This window comes from Methylobacillus methanolivorans (assembly GCF_054588515.1).
Genome location: NZ_BAAILT010000002.1, coordinates 339,836 through 363,190 on the forward strand (window position 1 = coordinate 339,836; position 23,355 = coordinate 363,190).

The 23,355-nt window shown below is 50.6% G+C and carries 14 protein-coding genes; 3 read left to right on the forward strand and 11 right to left on the reverse strand.

Annotation, left to right across the window (positions count from 1 at the left end):
- The first annotated feature begins 130 nt into the window (after window positions 1-130).
- The 3 genes from yegD to LG202_RS02940 all read left to right on the forward strand — a co-directional run bounded on the left by yegD (window position 131) and on the right by LG202_RS02940 (window position 7,132).
- The gene (gene yegD / locus LG202_RS02930) at window positions 131-1,387 is read left to right on the forward strand and encodes a molecular chaperone (protein WP_230346922.1); all 1,257 of its coding nucleotides are present in this window, start codon (window positions 131-133) and stop codon (window positions 1,385-1,387) included.
- Between the two features lie 267 nt (window positions 1,388-1,654).
- Window positions 1,655-6,010 carry a response regulator gene (locus tag LG202_RS02935; protein WP_230346923.1) on the forward strand — a complete coding sequence of 1,452 codons (4,356 nt, stop codon included), beginning with the start codon at window positions 1,655-1,657 and terminating at the stop codon, window positions 6,008-6,010.
- 24 nt (window positions 6,011-6,034) lie between these two features.
- A complete protein-coding gene (locus LG202_RS02940) occupies window positions 6,035-7,132 on the forward strand; it encodes a response regulator (protein ID WP_230346924.1) in 1,098 nt (365 codons plus the stop codon).
- Window positions 7,133-7,206: 74 nt separating this feature from the next.
- Here LG202_RS02940 and LG202_RS02945 read toward each other — a convergent pair whose 3' ends face one another.
- The 11 genes from LG202_RS02945 to LG202_RS02995 all read right to left on the reverse strand — a co-directional run bounded on the left by LG202_RS02945 (window position 7,207) and on the right by LG202_RS02995 (window position 23,267).
- On the reverse strand, window positions 7,207-8,802 hold the full coding sequence (locus LG202_RS02945; RefSeq protein WP_230346925.1) for an ABC-F family ATPase: 1,596 nt from the start codon (window positions 8,800-8,802) through the stop codon (window positions 7,207-7,209).
- 42 nt (window positions 8,803-8,844) lie between these two features.
- Window positions 8,845-9,450 (reverse strand): nitroreductase family protein, encoded by a 606-nt coding sequence (locus LG202_RS02950; protein ID WP_230346926.1) that lies wholly within the window; start codon window positions 9,448-9,450, stop codon window positions 8,845-8,847.
- A gap of 13 nt (window positions 9,451-9,463) precedes the next feature.
- The gene (locus tag LG202_RS02955; protein ID WP_230346927.1) at window positions 9,464-9,961 is read right to left on the reverse strand and encodes a GreA/GreB family elongation factor; all 498 of its coding nucleotides are present in this window, start codon (window positions 9,959-9,961) and stop codon (window positions 9,464-9,466) included.
- 221 nt (window positions 9,962-10,182) lie between these two features.
- Entirely contained in the window at window positions 10,183-12,639 is a 2,457-nt protein-coding gene (fhuE, locus tag LG202_RS02960; RefSeq protein WP_230346928.1) for a ferric-rhodotorulic acid/ferric-coprogen receptor FhuE, read from the reverse strand.
- 107 nt (window positions 12,640-12,746) lie between these two features.
- Window positions 12,747-13,706: a FecR domain-containing protein gene (locus tag LG202_RS02965; protein WP_230346929.1), complete on the reverse strand. Its 960-nt coding sequence runs from the start codon at window positions 13,704-13,706 to the stop codon at window positions 12,747-12,749.
- Between the two features lie 8 nt (window positions 13,707-13,714).
- A complete protein-coding gene (locus LG202_RS02970) occupies window positions 13,715-14,218 on the reverse strand; it encodes a sigma-70 family RNA polymerase sigma factor (protein WP_230346930.1) in 504 nt (167 codons plus the stop codon).
- A 129-nt stretch (window positions 14,219-14,347) separates the two neighbouring features.
- On the reverse strand, window positions 14,348-16,804 hold the full coding sequence (locus tag LG202_RS02975; protein WP_230346931.1) for a TonB-dependent siderophore receptor: 2,457 nt from the start codon (window positions 16,802-16,804) through the stop codon (window positions 14,348-14,350).
- Between the two features lie 91 nt (window positions 16,805-16,895).
- A complete protein-coding gene (locus LG202_RS02980; protein WP_230346932.1) occupies window positions 16,896-17,921 on the reverse strand; it encodes a FecR domain-containing protein in 1,026 nt (341 codons plus the stop codon).
- Window positions 17,922-17,939: 18 nt separating this feature from the next.
- Window positions 17,940-18,452 (reverse strand): sigma-70 family RNA polymerase sigma factor, encoded by a 513-nt coding sequence (locus LG202_RS02985; RefSeq protein ID WP_230346933.1) that lies wholly within the window; start codon window positions 18,450-18,452, stop codon window positions 17,940-17,942.
- Between the two features lie 115 nt (window positions 18,453-18,567).
- Complete coding sequence (locus LG202_RS02990) at window positions 18,568-19,563, reverse strand: HD domain-containing phosphohydrolase (protein WP_230346934.1); 996 nt, start codon at window positions 19,561-19,563, stop codon at window positions 18,568-18,570.
- A complete protein-coding gene (locus LG202_RS02995; RefSeq protein ID WP_230346935.1) occupies window positions 19,563-23,267 on the reverse strand; it encodes a PAS domain S-box protein in 3,705 nt (1,234 codons plus the stop codon). The genes LG202_RS02990 and LG202_RS02995 overlap by 1 nt, the downstream gene beginning before the upstream one ends.
- Window positions 23,268-23,355 lie beyond the last annotated feature (88 nt).

Here is a 23,355-nt window from a genome sequence, read left to right on the forward strand (position 1 = left end):
AAATACAAGTGGCAAGAAGAGGTTACTTTGCCGATTTTTGCCTGACTGATTGGCTGCTGTATGCGCGAGCGCTACGCGTATAATCTCGTTTTTTGTTCAACGGCTTCGGCCCATTCAGCAGGTAGTAAAGATGCATTGTGGAATAGATTATGGCACCTCGAACTCATCCCTTGGCGTAGTCAAGGCTGGCAAGGTAGTGCAAGCCATGCTTGAACCGGGGGGAGTGTATCTCCCATCTGCTATTTATCGTGCATTTCCCGAGCATGAACTCAACGATGATATTGAGTCGCGTACTATTCGCCAGCAGTTGGGAAATGCGCAGGGGTTGGTATATGGCACCGAGGCGATTAATGATTATATTCGTCATCCTGGTGATGGCTTGTTTATGAAGTCGCCTAAGGTGTTTTTGGGGAGCGATCTCAACAAAGACCAGATGGACTTCTTTGAGGTCATCATTGCCAAGATGATGACGCATATTCTGGAACAGGCTAGGCAGTTTTACGGGCATGATTTACGCCAGGCTGTGATTGGGCGACCCATTCGATATCACGGTATTCGTGGTGAGCAGGGTGATCAGCAAGCCTTGGCGATTATGCAACATGCCGCTGCCGAGGCTGGTTTGGACGAAATAGTGTTTATGTATGAGCCCTTGGCGGCTGCATTAGATTATGAGCAAGGGCTTGATCAGGACGAAGTGCTGTTGGTGGTGGATGTTGGTGGCGGCACGACCGATTGTTCCGTGGTCAAGGTGGGGCCGTCTTATCGTGATAAGCGCGAGCGCAGCGATGATCTGCTGGCTTATTCAGGTAACCGGATTGGCGGGGTCGACCTGGATATCAATCTGGGTTGGCACAGTATCATGCCTTTGTTCGGGCGAGGGACTGATGAGTTACATAACAAGGCATTTGATGCGATTGCCGTGAATAGCATCCCTAGCCAGCAGGCATTTTATTCCCGGTTTGAAATGCCGATACACGCCAAGGCAGATGTCGTTAGAGAGCGGCTTTACAAGGTATGGCTGGATAAGCTCAGTAGCCATTTGGTGCGCAGTGCAGAATTGACCAAGATTGCTTTGTCCTCTGCCGAGTTGGATGCACTTGACTTGGCGTATGTCGAGGATGGCTTGCAGGTGCAGGTGACGCGCGAGGATTTTCGTGAGGCAATTGTGCGATCTGCCGAGAAAATTCGTCAGGTGATTGATGACGCGCGCCAGGCGAGTGATACCCGTATCGACAAAATTTATCTCACCGGGGGGTCTGCAGTATCGCCGGTCATTCAGCAACTGATCCGAGAGGTGGTTGGTGATCAGGTGCCATTTGTTTCCGGCAATATGCATGGCAGTGTTGCTTGTGGCTTGAGTGTATTTGCCAGCCGTCATTTTGCTTAGTTCTTGATGACACCCTGTTGAATCATATAGAGTATTGATATGTGATACAGCCTATATATTGCTGCAAGTTGCAGTTACTCGTTTGTTACAATGGGGCGGCAGCTTGAATATCGTATAGATTGTTTGATCTGAGCGTTGGGCACGGATATTTGGGGAGATCCGATTGCCTAGTATTTTAAGTACCAGTAGAAGCATTGTCGAAGAAGCTATGGGGGCAACTTGCCCGCATCCCATGCTTCATAACAATTACACTGAACGAAAGTGCTTATGGGGAAGAAAAAATATGGGTGGTCATGGGCCGCAGGTGTATTTATCCTCGGTGTGGTCGTAACGGCAATCATCGCCCGTGCTCAGTTTTATAACAGCAGCCTACAGTCCCGTCAGTTCGAGCTGGTACACACGGCTAGTCAAGAACTCCAGCATTCCATCCAGTCTGAAATCCAGCATTCCATAGACTTTGTGCAGGCGACGGGATGGTTGTTCAATGCTAGTCAATCTGTCAGTCGCAAAGAGTTTGCCGAGTTTGCCGTACAGGCACTCCAGCATAGTCATATGCTCACTGAGTTACAGTGGAGGCCCCGCGTCAAGGCCGCCGAGATACCGGGTTTGGTAGAGGCGGCTACGCAGGATGGGCTGATAGGCTTCCGCTTGCTGGAACAGTCTAGCAATGGTGCTTTTGTTCCCGCCCATGTTCGCGCCGAGTATTTCCCAATTTTCTATAGTGAGATGTCCTTTGAGGAAACAGCCAATCCTTCCTTATTGGGGGTAGATACTGCTGGAATGCCTGATTTTGAGGTGCTTGAGCAGGGGGTGGCTAATGGACATACGGTGATGGTGAGCCAGATGGATACTCGCCAGATCATGGTCACTGTGCCTGTTTTTTCAGGGGGTGAGCGCAATATGGCTGCCCTTACTGGCTATGTGGCTGGTCGCTTATCTCTACAGCAATTATTGCATACTGTGGAGCAGCAGGCTGAAAAGCTGGGCCTGGATGTCATCCTGCTTGACCATGCAGGTATGCGGCTGCCTGTCCTGCAAGTCATTGGCCAGAATAGTAGCTTGCTTCAGCTAGATCCCAAACAAGCTTATGAGCCAGGCGTATTCGATGTCAGTCTGCCGTTCAATGTTGCCGATTTTTCTGGCACTTTGGTGGTGCATCCGCATGCGGGATTGTCTGATCAACATGCGTGGTCGCTAGTGGCGATTGTTGGGATGGGCGTTTTGATTTCCTTGCTGCTTGCAGGTCTGCTGTATCGCATGTTGGGTGAGCAACGTGCTGTCAAACTGTCGCAAGAGCAGTTGGATAGCCTGACTGGCAATTTACCTGTGGGAGTTTTCCAGATCCATGCCGGCAATGGTACGCCCGCGCGTTTTACTTTTGTGAACGCCAGTGCCTGCCAACTGCTTGAGGTGAAAGAACAGCAGATATTGGCGAATTGGCAGGAGGCTTTTGCGCATGTCGTGCTAGAGGATAAACAGGATTTATTACTAGCATTGCGTCACGCCAAGGATCACAAGCAGTTGTGGGAGGGTGAGTTCCGCTTGCAAGTAGGCGATAAGTTTCGATGGATACGTGCTCGTGCCATTCCCAGGCATACCCTGCTAAGGGAGTTGGTATATAACGGTTTTCTCGAGGATGTGACTGAACACAAACGCATCGAGACGGAAATTAGGTCACAAAGCCTGTTCTTGCAGCAACTGATTGATAATATTCCCAGCCCCTTGTTCTTCAAGGGCAGTGATAGCCGCTTTCTTGGGTGTAACCGTGCTTATGAGCATGAGTTTGGTATTCCCCGAGATCACATGATTGGCAAGACAGTATTGGAAATGGAGTATTTGCCATATGAGGATCGCTTGGCTTATCAGGATGAAGATGAGCACGTAATCGCGACGGGTGCCACGGTGCATAAAGCCCTGTCATTAAGGTTTGCCGATGGAAAAATGCATCAGGTGCTGTATTGGGTCAGTGGCTTCAAATTGCCAGATGGGACGATAGGTGGCTTGGTTGGGTCTATTGTCGATATTACCGCGCAGCGTGAAGCTCAGCAGGCGCTGAGCCTTGCCATTGACCAGCAAAAAGCTTTGTTTGATTCTGCTCCATTGGGTATCTTGGAGTTGAGGAATCGTCGTGTTATCCAGTGCAACCGCAAATTTGAGGCGATGTTGGGCTATGAACCAGGTGAGTTACTCGGGCATTCAACCCGGGAGTGGTTCTCGAGCGATGAGGATTTTGCCCTAGTAGGCAAAAGTTACGACATGTTGCGGCACGGTGAGACTTATATCGGTGAACATCAATTCACCCGCAAGGATGATAGTAAGTTGTGGTGTCGGATTTTTGGTCATGCCGTCGATATTCACGATCCTGAGCATCATAGCGTGTGGCAGTTTGAGGACATTACGGAAAAACGCCTAATCGATGAGCAGTTGCGTCTGGCACGTGACATGGCAGAAGAGGCGACCTTGGCTAAGTCGATGTTCCTTGCCAATATGAGCCATGAAATCCGTACTCCAATGAATGCAGTCATTGGTTTGGCACATTTGGCCTTGAAAACTGAGTTGGACCCCAGGCAGCGTGATTACATTACCAAAATCCACAGCGCAGGTATTTCATTACTGTCAGTCATCAATGACATCTTGGATTTCAGCAAGATCGAGTCAGGCAAGATGGATCTTGAGCAGGTGGAATTCTCGCTTGACCAGGTCTTGAGCAGTGTCACCAATACCTTGGTACATCCTGCGAGTGATGCCAGCTTGGAGTTGTTGTTTGATGTAGCGGATGATGTGCCACGTAACTTGGTCGGTGATCCTTTACGATTGGGGCAGGTTTTACTTAATCTGGTTAGCAATGCCATCAAGTTCACCCACGACGGTGAAGTCATTATTCGCTGCCAACTCCTGGATTCCAATGATCAACAGATCAAGTTGCAGTTTTTCGTGATCGATTCCGGGATTGGCATGGATGAGGAAACCTGCTCGCGCCTATTCCAGCCATTTGTGCAGGCCGATGGTTCCACTACGCGTAAATATGGCGGTACCGGCTTGGGCCTGACCATATGCAAACGGCTGGTTGGCATGATGCAAGGGGATATTTGGGTAACCAGCATGCCCGGGCAAGGCTCCACATTTACGTTTACTGCCTGGTTTGGCAATGGACAGCCAACTAGGCCTTATATCCTCACCAATGAACTCAATGACCTGCATGTGTTGGTGGTGGATGATAACCTCACGGCCAGGAGCATTCTTGCTAGCCAATTGAGCTTCCTGCCTTGCAAGATCAGCCATGCCAATTCAGGCATGGAGGCGGTGGCGACAGTCAGGGATATGCAACATGTCTTGCCTGTAGACCTAGTGTTGATGGATTGGAAAATGCCCGGCTTGAGTGGGCTAGAGGCTGCTCGCCTGATCAGACACGACAGTAGCTTGAGCAAAATGCCTGCCATTATCATGGTGACAGCCTATGGGCGTGATGAAATCATCAAGGAATGCGAGGATTTGAAGCTAGAAGGTTTTCTCATCAAGCCTGTGAGCCAATCCACCCTGATTGATACATTGGTCGGTATCTACAGTAAGCCCATGGAAAACTGGGAGTACGTGCCTCAAGGCGAGCATTATGATCTCACAGGCATGCGCTTGTTGGTGGTCGAGGATAATGAAATCAATCAGCAGATTGCTGCTGAGCTACTACAGGCTGTGGGTGCAATCGTACAGATTGCTGAGCATGGTCAGGTTGCACTAGATAAGCTTGGTGAGCCAAGTGCGCATTATGATGCCGTATTGATGGACTTACAGATGCCAATCATGGATGGATACGAGGCAACACGCCAGATTCGAGCCAATCCAAGTTTCGATCATTTGCCGATATTGGCGATGACGGCGCATGCCACCATGGAAGAGCGCCAGCGCTGCATAGAGCTTGGCATGGTGGCCCATATCACCAAACCGATTGATCCAGATATGCTCTATCAGGCTCTTGCCTGTATTTATGTTCAACATGAGTCTGCAGTTGAAAATGCAGCATACATTGCAGGGGAATATACAGTGCTGGAAATTCAAGGGTTTAATGTCTCAGATGCATTACGGCGTGTTGCGGGTAACCAGGAGTTGTATCGTCGTTTGCTGATGCAATTTAGTCAGAGCCAGCAAGGCACAGTGGAGCAGATACGCAGCAACTTACTGGAGCATCGTCAAGCTGATGCCATTAGGCTGGTACATAACTTGAAAGGTGTGGCGGCTAACTTGGGGGCACAAGGCTTGGCTGATGTGGCTGCAGAGCTTGAGCAAGTCTTGGTCGAGGCAAGGGATGAGAAGGCAGTGCTGGAGCAGCTTGATGTAGCGTTGACGGATGCCATAGCAGCGGTGATGCGCGTATTGGCACATCCAGTTGCCGAAACCTCGGCGATTCAACTTACACAGCAGGAGCGGCAGCGATTGCTACAGCAGTTAAGTCAATATCTGGAAGCAAGAGATGCCAGTGTGCAGGATTTTCTTACTCAGCAGTCAGCGGAGTTAAGGTCGATGTTGACTGCACAGCAATATGGCAGGTTGATTGAGTTTGTCAGCGTTTATCAATTTGATGCGGCTTTACTGTTGGTGAAGCCATTATTGGTCACAACTTCTCATTAGAAAAATCTCCTAGGAATCACGGCGATGCACAATATACCGGATACAAAAAGCAAACAAACGATCCTGGTCATTGACGATACCCCGGAAAATCTCTCGGTGATTAATGCCTTGCTGCGTGAGTTCTATCAAGTCAAAGTCTCCACCAGCGGGGTGGATGGCCTCAATGTAGCGCAGATGCAGGCACAGCCTGACTTGATCTTACTCGATATCATGATGCCGGATATTGACGGTTATGAAGTCTGCCGACAGCTCAAGGCTAATCCGGTGACAGAAAATATTCCTGTCATTTTTCTGACGGCCAAAATTCACATGGAAGACGAACAACGTGGTTTTGATGTAGGTGCAGTGGATTACATCGTCAAGCCCATCAGTCCTCCCATTGTATTAGCCCGTATCCAGACGCATCTTTTTCTCAAGGATCAGCGCCGTTTCCTGGAGTACCAGGTTGAGCAACGCACGCGCGAGATCGCACTGATCCAGGACGTAACCATCTATGCCTTGGCCTCGCTGGCTGAAACACGCGATAACGAGACTGGAAACCATATTCGCCGTACGCAGAATTATGTGCGGTTATTGGCGGAAAAGCTGCGCGATCACCCGCGATTTTCTGCGCAACTGACCACTCCGGTGATTGCGTTGCTATACAAATCTGCCCCATTGCACGACATTGGCAAGGTAGGTATTCCCGACCATATTCTGCTCAAGCCCGGGCCATTGACGGCGGAAGAGTACGAGATCATGAAAAAGCATGCCCAATTGGGTGCCAATGCCTTGATTGAGGCAGAAAAGCTGATTGGGCGCGAAAACAACTTCCTGCAATATGCGCGCGAAATCGCCATGTGGCACCATGAGCATTGGGATGGTTCAGGGTATCCGGATGGGCTGCGTGGTGAAGATATCCCTGTTTCAGCACGTTTGATGGCATTGGCTGATGTCTATGATGCCTTGATCAGTGAGCGGGTATATAAACAGGCATTCGATCACGATGTGGCGGTGCAAACTATTATTGAGGGGCGCGGCACGCATTTCGATCCTGATATCGTTGATGCATTTCTTGCTGTGAAAGATCAGTTCCAGCATATTGCTGAGCAATATCATGACCGTTATACCAAACTCAAGTGAATAGGCAGTGATGAGCATAAAAAAAGGATTGCAGATGCAATCCTTTTTTATTTAGACAGAATATTCAGGTCTGATTATTCAACACCTTGGCTGGTGAGGTAGTCTTCATAATTGCCACTGAAATCGACAATGCCATCGGCCTTGATTTCAATGATGCGGGTAGCCAGCGAGCTGACGAATTCGCGGTCATGGCTGACGAAGAATAAGGTGCCCTTGTATTTGTCCAGCGCAGTATTCAGTGCTTCGATGGATTCCATATCCATGTGGTTGGTGGGTTCATCCATCAGCAGCACGTTACTGCGAGCCAGCATTAGCTGACCATACAGCATGCGGCCCTTTTCACCACCGGATAATACCTTGACGGACTTTTTGGTATCCTCGCCGGAGAACAGCAAACGTCCCAACATGCTGCGTACGGATTGATCGTCATCGCCTTGTTGCGTGAATTGCGACATCCAGTCGAACAGGTTGAGGTCTTTCTCAAACTCGTATTCGTGATCCTGCGCGAAATAACCCAGCTTGGCCTTGTCCGTCCACTTGATTTCACCGTGATTCGGTACTAGGTCGCCGGCCAGGCAACGTAGGAAGGTGGTTTTACCAATGCCGTTTTCCCCGATGATCGCGACCTTTTCACCGGCTTCAAAAATTAATTCCACGTCATTAAACAATTGGCGATCAAAACCATGGCTGACTTTCTTCAGTTCCACAGCGTTGCGGTGTAGCTTGTCGCGCTCGTCATATTCAAAGCGGATGAACGGATATTGACGGCTTGAAGGCTTGAATTCTTCAATCTTGATCTTGTCGATCTGTTTGGCGCGGCTGGTTGCCTGCTTCGCCTTGGAGGCGTTTGCGGAGAAGCGGCGCACGAACTCTTGCAGGTCGGCAATTTGTTGCTTGGCCTTGGCATTGTCCTTGGCTTGTTGCGCGCGTGCCTGGGCTGATGCTTCCATGTAGTCATCGTAATTGCCGGGGTAGACGGTCAGCTTGCCAAAGTCCATATCCGCAGTATGCGTACAGACTTGATTCAGGAAGTGTCGGTCGTGTGAGATGATGATCATGGTGCAATCACGATTGTTCAGCACATCTTCCAGCCAGCGGATGGTGTTAATGTCCAAGTTATTGGTTGGCTCATCCAGCAGCAGAATGTCAGGGTTGGCAAACAGCGCTTGTACCAGCAATACCCGCAATTTCCAGCCTGGCGCTACTGCGCTCATGAGGCCATTGTGTTGTTCAATCGGGATACCCACACCAAGCAACAGTTCGCCTGCACGAGCTTCAGCGGTATAACCATCATATTCTGCATACACGCCTTCCAGTTCGGCGGCACGCATGTAATCTTCTTCTGTGGCTTCAGGGTTCATGTAGATTTCATTTTTCTCTACATTCGCCTTCCACATTTGCTCATGGCCCATCATCACCACGTCGATCACGCGTTGATCTTCATAGGCAAATTGATCCTGGCGCAGGAACGCCATGCGTTCATTGTTATCGAGGGAGATGTTGCCAGAGGTGGGCTCCAGCACACCCGCCAGGATTTTCATGTACGTCGATTTGCCACAGCCGTTGGCGCCGATCAGGCCGTAACGGTTGCCGTCACCAAACTTGACCGATACGTTCTCGAATAATGGCTTGGCGCCAAACTGCATAGTGATGTTGTTACTGATTAACACGGTGTTTTCCTAAAAAGCCTAAAAATATTCTGTGTTTAAGTGTTACTTGAATGTATTGCGAATGACCACTTCGTCCAGCGATAATTGACCGCCGCGTGGGCGTGCTGGCTGGATGGCCTTGCCAATGGCAACGAACATCGCAGGTGTGTGGTCGGCAGGTAAGTTAAGTAGTTTTGCAACTGCATCAAAGTCAAAGCCATCCATGGGACAGGAGTCATAGCCCAGTTCCTTGGCAGCTAACATCAGCGTAGTCGCTGCCATACCACAGGAGCGCATGGCCTCATCGCGTTGCACCTGTTCCTTGCCTCGATAATAGCCATCAATCGCATTCACCAGATAATCTTGTACGGGCTGTTCCGCATTGCGCCAGTAACGGCGCGGCTCTTTTTCCCAAGCCTTGAGGTCAGCAGTGAGCACCACCAGCAGGGAGGCATCGGTCACCTGCGCCTGGTCCCAGCTTGCCGCGCGCACCTGTTTGCGCAGCTCCGGGTCTTGCACCAGCACGAAGCGCCAGTTCTGGATGTTGAAGGCAGTGGGAGAAAGCACGGCCAGCGACAACAACTTGTCGATCTCCGCCTCGGACATCGTGTGGCTGGCGTCGTAGGCTTTCACCGAGCGGCGACTTTCAATGGCTTCAATCACATTCATGGTATGTCATTCCTCAATAATGAATCGCAATAATTTCCAGCTCCAGGTCGCCCAACGGGCGATGCCAGGTGACGCTATCGCCGACTTTCTGCCCGATCAGCGCCCTGGCCAGCGGCGATACCCAGCTGACGCGGTTGCTGCTGATGTCGGCCTCGTCTTCTCCCACAATCATGAAGCGATGGCTGTCGCCGTGTTCATCTTCCACATCTACCGTGGCACCGAATAGCACCGTGCCAGCCGGTTGTGCTGTGGGGTCGACCAGGATTGCCGATTCCAGCCTGGCCTGCAAATAGCGCAGGTCGCGGTCTATCATGGCCAGCCGTTGCTGAGCTACTGGGTCTTCCTTGCGTTGAGTCAGCGGCAGGCGCTCCTGCTCCAACGCGCTGGCTTGTTGTTGCAACTGCTGTAAACCATTGGGCGTGAGGTAATTGGGGTGTGGACTGAGCGGGCGTTCCGGTAAGTCCGTGCCCGCATGCTCCAGATCATCCTCTTTTACAAATCCACGGCTCATCGCACATGATCCATAAAACCTTGAATTATAACCTAAGAGGGCGACGAAGTCCCAGACTCGGCTGATCTACCCATATGCAGCAAGAAAACGTGGAAGATTTGAGATGTCGATGATGATATTCGGAAGCGCTGTGGGATTGCGCTGCCAGCTACTTTTTGCGACAAATAGCGTCACTTTGAATGCAGGCACGCAAAGTGACGACTAAGAATACAGGGCTTGATCTAGAATGTGTAGGTCAGGATGGCCTGTAGGTTTCTTGGTGTACCCCAGATGCCTTGCCCATACCAGTTGACAGCGGTTTGGTACTCCTTGTCGAACAGGTTGTTCACGTTGATCTGAGCAGACAGCGTGGGCGAGAATTGATAACGGGCCATCAGGCTTGCCAGCAGATAGCTCGATTGCTCCTGTTTCTCGCCGTTGGGGCCGATGTTGTCATAGTAAATGCGGCTTTGCCAGTTTGCACCGCCACCCACCGTTAGATTGCTCCACTCTCCCGGCAGCCTGTAGGTGGTGAACATGCGTAACATGGTGCGTGGAAGAAACGTATTCACGGCGTTATTATCCGCATCCTTGGCGCTATAGCGAGTAGCAAAAAAGAAAGCATTCCAGCCACTGGCAAGTTCTCCAGATAGCTCTAGTTCGGCCCCCTTGGATGTAGCCCCTTGAGCGGCGTAATAGGCTGATGTGGAGGTGCCGGGAACTAAATAACCAGTGTCTTGTTGGGCGAGGTTGTCCTGCTCAATCTTGAACAGTGATACTGATCCATTCAGCCGACCTCCCAAGAGTTCACTTTTGAGTCCGGTTTCGTAGGCCTTGCCTATAATTGGCGCTAGCCATGCTCCGCTGCGGTCGCGGTAATCCTGGAAGTTGAAGATGCTGGTATAGCTCGCGTAAATTGAGTAGTTCTGGTTCAGGTCATAGACTAATCCCGCATAGGGAATGAATTTGTGGTCCTTATAGCTGTACTGACCTGAAGATGCCCAGCCAGCGCCCTCGCGGTCATACTGGGTAAGGCGGCCGCCAAGTGTTAGTTTCAGAGGGTCAGAGAGAGATAGGCGCAAGGCGGCATAACCAGCTTTTTGTTTGGTGTGGTTGCGCTCGGAGAGTGTGGTGGTTGAATAGTCCCACACCGGTTCCGACACATTGCCGAAGTCATATACGCTTAATGGGGAACTCCAAGGCGTACTTGCGCTTGCTCCTATCCGGTTGAAAGAATATTCATGATTAAAGTAGCTGAAGCCGATGACAGCCTCGTGCTCACGCGCAAATAGATGGAAGGGGCCGGACACGCGGGCATCAAAGCTGTTCTGTTCACGATATCCAGGGAACCGGGCCCGGGAAGGGGTTCTGCTGATTAAGCCGGTGTCGGGATCGGGAACTCCCCAGACAAACAGTCTTTTATTGTCGACGTCATTGCGTGTGCGCATCATGCGCAATTGTGCTGTCCAGTCGTTGTCGAAGCGGTGGTCTAGGTTGGCGAAAAGGTTTTTTGCCTCAATATCTTCACTGTTCCATTTCGGAGCTACAGTGAACGAACGCTTGAAGTCTGTCCGGCTACCATCTGAGTACCAGAGTGGTACGCCGCCATAGGTGAGTCCTTCGGCATTGCTTTTTTGATAGCTTGCGCCCAAGCTCAGCGTCGTGGCATCAGTGAGGTCGATATCAACGACGCCGTATATGGCCTGGCTTTCTCGCGAATAGCGTTCAAAGAATGCATGCTTGTCTTGATAAGCCGCTACGATACGACCACGCACGCGGCCGCTTTCTGTCAACGGTGTCGAAAGGTCAATGGTGCCTCTGTAGTTGTCCCATGATCCGGCACTGATTGAGGCCGTGCCCTTGAATTCCTTGCTGTCGGCACGTTTGCGCACCAGGTTGATCGAGGCCGAAGGTTCGCCTGCTCCAGTGAGCAGGCCGGTGGCGCCGCGCACGATCTCGACGCGGTCATAGATAATAGAATCTAGTTCGGATTCTCCTGCGGCGTAATTGCTTTTGTAATAAGTGGAAATACCATCATATTGAATATCTGCAATGGAAAATCCACGCGAGGAAAATGTGATGCGTTCACTATCTAGCTGCAGTGTGGCAATACCAGCAGCATTGCCGAGAATATCCGCCACGGTGACTAGGTTTTGATCTTCGATTCGCTGTCGAGTGAATACACTGACTGCCTGTGGAGTTTCACGGATGGATAGAGGTAGACCTGTTGCAGCCGCTGTCGTGCGGGTAGTGTAACTGCCACTACCTTCTGTTATTGCATCACGTTTTGTTGTTGCAGTGACAGTCACTTCCGGCAACATGTCGGTGCGCTCTTTACTACTGATTGAGACATTGGTAGGTCTAATCAGGGAGTATTGGTTGTTCTGGTTCTTTTTAACGGCAAGGCCGGTTCCTACGAGCAGAGTGTCGAATGCCTGCTCCAGTGTGTATCGGCCATTCAGGCCTTTGGATTGCTTTCCCGCTGTTTGCTCTGGGGTGAAGGTGAGTACGATGCCAGCTTCACCTGCTAATGTCTGCAAAGCTGTGCTTAGCTCTCCTGCGGCAATGTTGTATTGCTGTGTGGCTGCCTGAGTGCTTGTGGTGGTTTCTGCTGCAAAAGCTTGATGTGCAAAGCTGGTATTTAGTGCCATGAACAAGGCGAGTTGCAGTGTTTTATATTTGTAATGGGGGTGATTCATGGTGCTCCCTGATGGTTGATTAAAGGATTACATCAGGGAGGTCACTTGAGAATGAGAATCGGGCAGTGTTTTTTTAAATTTTTTTGCGATGACGGCTTGATGATGCATTAAACCGCATGATTTTGCGTGATGCGCACCCAGTAACGGGTACGGTAAACAATGTTTACCGGCAAGGAGTTGGGGATGGCATCAAGTGCCTCTGTGGTGTCTTGCAGCGGGAATACACCGGATATCTTTAGCTCTGCGATAGCTTTATCGCAACGGATAAAGCCAGGGCGATAGCGTTGTAACTCCTCTGCTAGATCAGCCAGCCGCATATCGTTTGCAAATAATAACCCTTTGCGCCAGGCACTGACTTGCATAGTTGCTGTGCTGATTGGTGCTATTACGTTGCCAGTAAACGAAGTGTGCTCAGCCGCATGCACAATGGCTTGATTGCCATCTTGTGAGGTCACTTTGACTGCACCTTCCAGCACGGTAACTTGGGTGTTGGTATCGGTGAGCCTGACATTGAACTGTGTGCCCAGCGGCGTGATATTGCCGTGTGCCGTGGCAACAGTAAAAGGGCGCTGTTCGCCTGCTTGATGGCCGGTGGTGACCATCATCTCGCCATGCAGCAAGGTAACCAAGCGATGTGTACCGCTGATGCGCACATCAATCGCACTGCGCATATTTAACACAATGTGGGTGCCATCCTCCAGCGTGATGTCTTTCAACTCCCCAGTGCCAGTGCTGTAATCCGCCATGTGTAATTGCCATGTTTCAGTGCGACTGGCTAATAGCCCGCTACCAGTGAGCAAGCCTAGCCAGGCCAGTGCCTTGAGTGTGGAGCGTTTCGATGTAGAGTGAAGTTTAGATAAGGTCTGTGCAGCAGCCTTGCCATGCAGGCGTTGCAGGTTGCCGCTGATGTGTTCTATATGTTGCCAGGCACGCTCGTGTTCCGGGTCCGCATTACGCCATTGTTCTAGGCGTTCGATATCCTGCTGGCTGAAATCTGCATCCATGCTCAAGGTCAGCCATTCGGCAGCAGCCTTGGAAACGTCAGGTGAAAACTGGGAGGAGTGCATCTTGCAAATTACAGCATGGAGAAAAAGCACTGCTGATTGGCGCGGGTAAGGTATTGCTTCACTGAGCTGGTGGACACCTGCAATTCCACTGCGATTTCTGCATAGGATAGGCCTTCTAGGTGGGCAAGCAGGAAAGCCTGCCTGGCCTTGATCGGCAGCTTGTTCAGGGTATGGTCTATTTGCTGCAATAACTCCAGTGCCAAGGCGCGTTCTTCAAGGGATGGCACCTGGGCTTCGGGCAATGTTGCCAATGCATCCAGATATGCTGCTTCAATCACTTGCCGCCTGTGGTAATTGGCAACCAGCCGCCTTGCAATGGTTGCGAGGAAAGGGCGCGGCTCGAGGATGTCCTGCACATTGTTGGCGTTCAGTATGCTCAGAAAAGTATCTTGTGCCAGGTCTGCCGCCTGTTCACTTTGCTTCACCTTACGGCGTAACCAAGCTAGTAACCAACCATGATGGTGACTATAGAGGCGATGAAGTAACTGTTCTTGAGGTTGGTTGACAGACATGAATGAGGAATAAAACTGCGAATATTTCTCATTCTATTGTGTGGGTAAAGTTTTGTATAGGCGAGAAGAAGTGTAAGACATGCAAGCTGGGCGCTACTGTTTATGTAGCGCCCAGGAGGTTAAGCAGGGTTAGAAATCTGCAGAAACGGAGAGCAGGACAGTACGGGGGGCTCCAATAGTTAATCCTTCACGGGCTGCAGACAACCAATAGTTTTTGTCGAACAGGTTTTCTATGGTACCCCTGACAGTGATCGGGGTTTTGCCTGCAACGAATGCATAACGTGCACCCAGGTCGTAGCGGTTCCATGAGGGTAGGTTTTGTGTATTGCCCGCATCGACATATTGCATGCTGGTATGCAGCATGCGCGCTGTCAAGGTCAGGCCTGGCAGGAAGGGCGCATCCCATTCACCAGCAAGGTTTAATTGAAACTTGGGCACGGCAGGCGCGATGTTGCCGTCATTGGTACCATCTTCAGTTTTTGTCAGCTTGCCCTGGGTCCAGGCCAGGCCACCCAATACACGGACGTGGTCGGCAACTTCACCCTGAGTCAGGAGCTCAATGCCGCGATTGCGCTGCTCACCATTCATGCTGAAGCGCAATGTGTTGGGATTAGTTAAGCCACTGGGCTTGGTAATCTCAAATGCACTCAGCGTGGTGCTAAAACGACCGGCATCATATTTCACGCCAGCTTCGCGTTGCTTGGATACTGCGGGTGAGAAGATTTGCCCCGCATTTACTGCACCTGTTGGGGCGGTGGAGCCTTGATTCAGCGCTTCAATATAGTTGCCATAGAAAGAGAGTTGCGCTGTTGGCTTGATTAATACTGCAATCGCAGGTGTTAAGTCAGATTTGTCATAGTGAGCAGTTCTGATGCCTGTGGCACCATTGAAGCCAGAAACCTCAACTTGTTGATGACGCATACCCAAAGTCAATTGTAATCTGCGATCCAACATTGAGATGGTGTCAGCAATGGCTAGGCTTTGTAATCTGGTTTCACCGACTTTAGGCAAATTCCCCGATAAGCTGAGGTTGGGTTGAGCGGTTTCCAGAATGTTATAAATATTGGTGTTAGTGAAACTCACATTAGGTGTGCGTAATAGCCGGTTTTCTTGCGAGTAATTGCTAGTGCTGAAAACAACATCATGCTCAATGGTGCCGGTAGTCAATTTACCTTTCACGCCTGCTTCGGCAGAAAATGTCGAAATGGCTTCATTAAGACGATAGGGGCGATAACGCAAGCTGCCTTGAGTTGTGAAAAGTTGCATTTGTGTTTGCAAGCTTTTGAAGTCGTATTCTTGTCCACCGAGTGCACCATAGAGCGTCCAGTTTTTGCTGACGTCAAACTCTGCCCGTAATGCACCAGAGACTTCATTGGTTTTCCAGTAGGTCCATTTCTGGATGAGGTTTTTATCTGCATCCGGCGCCGAGCCAATTTTAAAGCCTGAGGCCGCAAAGAGTAGAGCACCGCGACCTTGAGTGTTGCGATGCTGGTAATTGACATCGCCTTCAATACGAAAGCGCTCACCCTGGAAATCTACGCCAAGTGCCATGGCATCCAGGTTTTCCTTGACGTTGTCGACGGCGGTATCACCGTTGCTGGTGATGGCGTTGAATCTGATACCCATTTGTTGCTCTGACCCGAAGCGGCGGCCAATGTCGATATGTGTCGCTAATTGGCTGTCATCCATATAAGACACTGTGAGGCGGTTAAGCGGGGTTGCGCCTGCGCGCTTGGGCACAAGGTTAATGGAGCCGCCTACCGAGCCAGCGGGGGCCATGCCATTCAGCAACGCATTAGGCCCGCGCAGGAGTTCAACGCGTTCAATCCCGATGAGTGATCCCGTGTTGCGTGGAGAAACACCATGCAAGCCATTGAAGAGTACGTCGTAATTGAACAGGGTAAAGCCGCGGATGTTGAATTCGTCCCGCCCGGAGCTGCGGGAGTAGGTATTGCGGATAGAGGGGTCATTGACCAGGACATCGCCAATGCTCTGCGCTTGCTGGTCTTCGATCAGCTTGGCAGTGTATTGGGTGACGCTGAACGGCGTATCCAGATTGTCCTTATTGCCTAGTAGGCCTATCTTGCCTCCGCGTGCAGTCTGCCCACCAGCATATTCAGCAGGCAGGGCACTGCTGGCAACATCGCGAGCAGCTTGTACGTCGACTATCGGCAGGGTCTTGCCTTGTGCATCACCCTGGATCACGGAGGCTTTGCGCAAGATATAGCCTCCACCTGTCTGGGCCACAGCTTCAAGCCCACTACCGTTCAACAACACTGCCAGCCCGGAGGTAACGGTATAGCGACCTTTGATGCCAGCCGTAGTGAGTTTTTCTAATAGGGGAGCCTCGTAACTGAGGTTAATATCAGCTGCTTTTGCAAACTGGTTCAGCGCAGTATCCAGCGCACCTGCTGGAATGTGGTACTCCTGGGTGTTGCTATTACCTGCTTGTGATTCCTGGCTGGTGGCTGCCCAGGCAGTGCAAGCAAGGGTGGTTGTACCGATGCTGATGCCAAGCATGGCAATAGCAAGTTTGCGCATGACCAGCTTGGGCTGCGTCGTGTGGGTATGGTGTTTGTTTGTCATGTGAATCTTTCTACAAGATAGTGAGTCATGAAATGCTTCTATCTGGTAGGCCGATTGAGATTGCCAATCCCCTCAGTTTTTCTGAAATTTTTTATGACTGGGTGGAATGAGTGTGGGCAGGCCCTACGCTGACCCAGAAGCGGGTGCGGTAAGTCAGGGTGATGGGCTGGGTATGGGCAATGAATTGCAGCGCCTGATCTGTATCCTTGATATGGAACAGACCAGACACTCGGAGATCGGCCACCTGGCTATCGCAATGGATATAGCCATTGCGATAGCGGGCTAATTCCATCATCAAATCTCCCAGTCGGATGTTCTTACCTGAAATCACGCCATCGGCCCAACTGCCAGCATCGAAGCCCTGCGAGATAAAAGGCTCAGTTCCCTGGTCACGCAACCATTGGCTCGTTCCAGCCTTGACGATGTAGCTGGCGCCCTGGGCGGGGTATAACGCAACGGCATGCTCTTGTACAGTGATCAGGGCGGCATCGCTGGTCAGGCGCACGATGAAACGGGTGCCTAACGCTTCAAGCTTGCCAAAAGGGGTATATACCAGGAATGGGCGTTTATTGGGCTGGCTGGCATCTTGGCCCGTGGATACCATGATTTCACCACGCAACAGCATGATGATGCGGTGCTGGCCTGTCATCTCAATGCGTACCGCGGTGTCTGTATTGAGGGTGAGAGCCGTGCCATCTGCCAGTTGCAGTGTTTGTTGTTCACCTACACGTGTGCTGGCATCAGCCACCAGGCGTTGCCAAGGGGTATAGCTGCGAATGCCCCAGCCGCTACCCAAGATAATGCCAGCGAGAGACATAAGCTGTATGGTTTTCCGGCGCTTGAGCAAGTGCTGCTGGCGTTTGCGCTCTGTTTGCTCCAGTGTTGATAGCACAAGACTGGCAGGAATGCTGGCCTTGGCAAAAGGATCGCCCAAACTATTGATGCGCTCCCAGGCACAGGCATGCATGGGATTCGCTTGTAACCAGTCATTGAATTGCAGAAGAGTTTGCTGAGTGGCGTGGTTGTAATTGAGTTTGATCGACCAAGTGATGGCGGCATCAATCACCGTATCAGGCAATGGGGCTACCATCTCTGGGTTGGAAGCGATCTTTCCCACAATCAAGCCTCGACGGTTTTATGATTCAAAGCGAAGGGCATAGCAGTGGCGTAATGCCTTGGCGATGTAGCGCTCCACGGTAGCCAGGGAAAGCCCTAGCTGCTGGGCGATCTGCGGGCAGGTGAGTCCATCTAGTTGCGCCATGAGGAAGGCCGTGCGTATGGCTGGCTTCAAACTATCCAGCATGCGATCAATCTCAATCAGCGTTTCAAGGAATATCAGGCGATGCTCAAGGGCTGGTGTTTCTGCCTCAGGTAATGTGGTCAGGGTTTCAAGCCATGCTAGTTCTAATTCCCGTCTACGCCAGTGCTCTACAACGAGTCCATGCGCAATGGTGGAGAGAAAGGCGCGCGGTTGATGGGCTTGAATGGGCTGTTTGCGCAATAGCAAGCGCATGAAGACATCTTGTGCAATATCTGTGGCATCTAGTGTGCTGCCCAGCTTGCGCCTGATCCAGCCTTGTAGCCAATGGTGGTGATCCACATACAGGCTGTGTACTTCTTGATGCAGGGTAAGGTTTGCGTCTGGCACGAGAGAGTCCTGCGTAGCCTTGATTATAAATGATAATGGTTATTATATTTCTTCCATTTGGTGGTGCGCAATAGATTGAGAAGACGTGAAACAAATTCCTGACACGATAGCGTCGTTACACTTCACGCCAATCTGCCGTTGTGGCAATGATGTCATCGACGCAGCGCATCAGGGCATCGACAACATCTGGGTCGAAATGCTTGCCGTTTTGTGACTGGATGAAAGTGAGAGCCTCTTCTATTGGCCAGGCTTTCTTGTAAGGACGGCTATTTGTGAGGGCGTCAAATACGTCGGCAATTGCCACGATGCGGCCCTCGATGGGAATGTCATTACCTTTGAGTCCGTGTGGATAGCCACTGCCATCCCATTTCTCGTGATGGGTGAGGGCCAGTGAGCGCGCCAACTCTAGCAAGGGGGAGTTTGACTCGCCGAGAATGGCGGCACCGATTTCTGGGTGCTGTCGCATGATGCGTAGCTCTTCTTCGTCCAGCTTTCCAGGCTTGAGCAGGATGTTGTCCGGGATGCCTATTTTGCCAATATCGTGCATGGGGGCCGCTTGGCGTAAATCTTCAGCATAGGTTTCAGTGAATCCCATGCTGAGGGCAATAATTTTGCAGCTATGGCTCATGCGCATGACATGTAGGCCGGTTTCATTGTCCTTGTATTCGGCGGCACGCCCCAGGCGGTCTATCAGCTGTGCATAGGTTTGCTTGAGTTCTTCTGTCTGCACCAACGAAAGGTGGGTTTTGATTCTTGCTCGCGTAATGCTGGCCGAGACTGGTTTTGTCAGATAATCCACTGCCCCGGTTTCAAAGCCTTTTGCCTCATCCAGATCATCGTGGAGTGCCGTGACGTAGATCACCGGAATCCTGCGGGTGGTTGGGTCGCTTTTCAATGCTGCACATACTTCAAACCCTGTCATGTCCGGCATCATGATGTCGAGCAGTATCATGTCGGGAGCTTCACGCTGGGCAAGCGTCAACGCATCCTTGCCATTTTTGGCAAAGCTCAATCGATAATCGTTTTGCAGAATCTGGCGCAGGATTTTCAGGTTCGTGGTTTCGTCATCTACAACCAGAATACGTGGTGCAAGGTGAGTCGCGTGTGTCATCAAGATTCCTCTACAGCCAATGCCTGTTGCAATGTGCTAATCAATACTTGTGCCTGTTCGAATTCAAACTCGTTGAATGCCTGGGCAATCTTTCTGATCTCACTGAGATAATCTGCTGGTGCCTGGCTTAATAGTTTTTCAAGTAGCTGGTCATTCAGTTCTGCTTGGGAGGCTTGTGTGTGCAGTATTGATAAACGTCCCTGTAGTTCAGCCAATGTACATTCAGGCGCTATTGACGGTGTATGTTTGCCCAACGATGAAGCATTGAGAATGCTCAATTGCACGCGGAAATCGGCGTGTGCTTGCTCCAAGTTGATAAGCTTTTGTGTCAAAGCGCTGTGGTCTTTGATCAGGGAAAGTGATTCTATCTGTCCATACAACTTATATAGCGTGTCTAGCGCAAGGTTGCCACTGACGCCTTTGCCCGCGTGGGAAAAACTACGGATACCGGCATAATCTTTTAGCTCTAGCAACTCCCTGAAATGTGTCCCATGTGCAAGGGTTTCAGTGCTGAAACGTTGCAATTCATGCAGGTATATATCTCGATCTCCCCAGAGCGCGATGCCTTTATCCATGCGAATGCTCGCTGTGTCATCTTGCCGCGAAGGTTCATGCTTGATGGCGTTGGCGCTTGGTATGTCCAATGCCAGTACACGGATAATTTCTGTCGTCAATGCGGCCATGTTGATGGGCTTGCTGGCAAAACCATCCATGCCGGCCTGCTTGGCTGCAATGCGGTCTTCGGCCAGTACGCTGGTCGTTAGGGCGATAATCGGGGTGTGGGCCTGCTTGCGTTGGGCTTCAATCAAGCGAATGTTGGAGGAGGCAATCAATCCATCCATGCCTGGCATTTGTACATCCATCAGGATCAGGTCGAATTGTTCTTTTTGAAAAAGTAGGACAGCTTCGGCACCATCTCGGGCTATGTTGATCGTGTGTCCCCCTTTGCTGAGTAACACGGTGAGCAATTCTATGTTTTGCTGGATATCATCTGCCACCAGGATATGCAAGGGGGGTAGCTGATGCTGTATCGCCTCTAAGGTAGGCGCTGGATCTTGCACGCTGACAAGTGGCAATATAACGGTGAAGCAGCTGCCCTGGCCAATGCTACTTGTTGCTGTGAGGCTGCCTCCCATCAGTTCTATCAGTTGTTTGCTAATGGTGCTGCCCAGTCCAGTGCCGCCAAAGCGGCGGCTCATCGAGGCATCCGCTTGTGTGAATGGTTCGAAGATGCTTTCCAGTCGATCAGCGGCAATGCCAATCCCAGTGTCTTCAACATCAAACTGCAGTGTTTGGTCATCAAGTCGTTGTATCTTTAGCATCACATGGCCTTGCTCAGTAAACTTGATGCCGTTACCTAGTAAGTTCATCAGCACTTGGCGAATGCGATCCGGGGCGCCATGGAAGCTGCCTTTCACCTCGGGGGCAATATCAAGCTTCAACTCAATGCCTTTACGTCGCGCTTGTATCCACAGCGTCGAGATAACGTTGTCGACGAGCTCTGTCAGGCCAAAGTCCAGCATTTCCAATTCCAGTTTGCCTTTTTCCAGCTTGGCGCTATCTAGAATGTCATTGAGCAAGTGCAGCAAGGATTTTGCAGACATGCTGATGGTGTTCAAGTAATGCCGTTGTTCTTCTGGCATAGGGGAGTCAAGCAGGACATCACTAAAGCCGATGATCGCGTTCATTGGCGTGCGGATTTCATGGCTCATGTTGGCCATGAAAGAGGATTTGACGCTGGAGGCTTGCTCAGCACGTTCTTTGGCCACTTTGAGGTCATTTTCCATGCTGATGCGCTCGCTGATATCGATCATAGACATGATGATTTTGCTTACCTGGCCATCGACATCAAATACGGGGCTGTAATACGCATTGATCCAAATATGGCGACCATCCTTGGCTAATCTCAGATATTCGCCCTGTACATATTCTCCAGCACGCAATGCGCGCCATTTATCTTGATAGGCTTGGCTGGGTTGGGTTTCAGGAGTGCAGAAAATTGCATGATGCTTGCCGACGATCTCATGCAATTGATAGCCGGTGACGTGCAGGAAGTTGGCATTGGCATGGATGATGTAGCCATCAATGGTGAATTCGGCCATGCTGGTAGCATAGTTCATGGCCTTGACCACGCTCTCGAACTCGGCATTGCGTAGCTTGCTTTCCGTCGTATCGATAATGACGCCGTCCAGCCAAATGAGATTGCCTGTTTCATCACGAACGCCACTTCCTGTTTCTGCAACCCAATGTTCATGACCATGTTTGTCATAAATCCGGTATTCAATCGAGTAGTGGTTTTCACTGAGTAGTGCTTGCGAAATTTCGTCATGAATACGTACGGCATCATCAGGATGTGTGATATCAGCGAAAAAGATCGTGCCATTCATAAACTCACTGGCCGACCATCCAGTGATGTTTCTCACTGCATCGTTGATCAACAACATGGTCCATTTGGCATCAAATTTGCAGCGGAAAGTGATGCCTGGCATGTTCGACATAAGCGAGTTGATTTGGTCATGCTGTTCTTTGATCTTGGCTTCAGTACGCTTCTGTGCCGTGATATCACTGATGAAAGTGACAAACAGCATTTCACCGGCAATCATCGCCTTGTTCATGGAGATGGTGGCAGGAAAGATTTCCCCGTTTTTGCGTAACCCCTGGACTTCTTGATTGCTGCCCAAGATCGTACTCTTACCGGTTGCAAGGTATCTGGATAATAATCCATCATAGATCGCATGATAGTGGGCAGGCATGAGTAGAGTCGCTTTCTTGCCCAATATGTCTACCATGTTCCAGCCAAATAATTTTTCTGCTGCAAGGTTGAATGAGTGGATGTTGCCCTGTGCGTCAACGGTGATGATGCCATCTACGGCGCTGTCCAGAATAGTAGTCAAGCGGGTTTCGCTTGCCGTCAGGCTTTGCAGGAGCTGGCGATAGCGAAACAGCAGGTTAGAAACAATGGCCAAGATACCGATTAGGATAGTGACTATTGCAATGCTGAGCCCGAGGGCGTCGGTTTTGTTCTGTGACGGATCAAAGAAGGGGTCTGCTTCACCGATGTATACCGCAGCCGCCATGCCAGTATAGTGCATGGCTGCAATAGCGCATCCCATCAGGATGCCGCCTAACAGTAGCGAAGATAGCGGACGAATTTTGTTACGCTTGAGGTAGAACACCACCCATAAAGCAAGTGTAGCCAGTGAAATGGCCACGAGTAATGAAATCAGAAAGCCAGCTACATTGAAGCGTAGTAATGGTGTCATATTCATTGCCAGCATGCCGCTGTAATGCATCATGCCAATGCCAGTGCCCACGACGATGCCTCCTGTGATCAAGCGTAGGAGGCTGACGTGATCCCTCGTTAGCAAAGATAGGGCATACCACGAGGCAAAGATGCCTGGCAGTATTGATAGTATCGTGAGGCCTGGAAAGTAGCGAATCTGGAAACAGAGCTGGTATGCCATCATGCCGATAAAATGCATGGACCATATCCCTGCACCGAGAGCGACAGCGCCTGCCAATACAATGAGTCTCTTGCCTAGTGTGGAAGATTGCGCCAGCGACATACGGGAGAGCTGCAGGGCAATGATGGATGAAGTAATGGCTACCAGGATGGATAAGGCGACCATCCAGAGGTCATAAAAGCCTGTGATAAATGGAAGTGCTGTGTTGGCTTGGTAAAAGAACTGATCGAAAACATTCATGTCAGTTCTGCTAACGGTATTTGATTGTAAAACTTGATGTAATACCGATTAATTTATTCCAAACGAATATAAAAAACGCCCGGTTCTG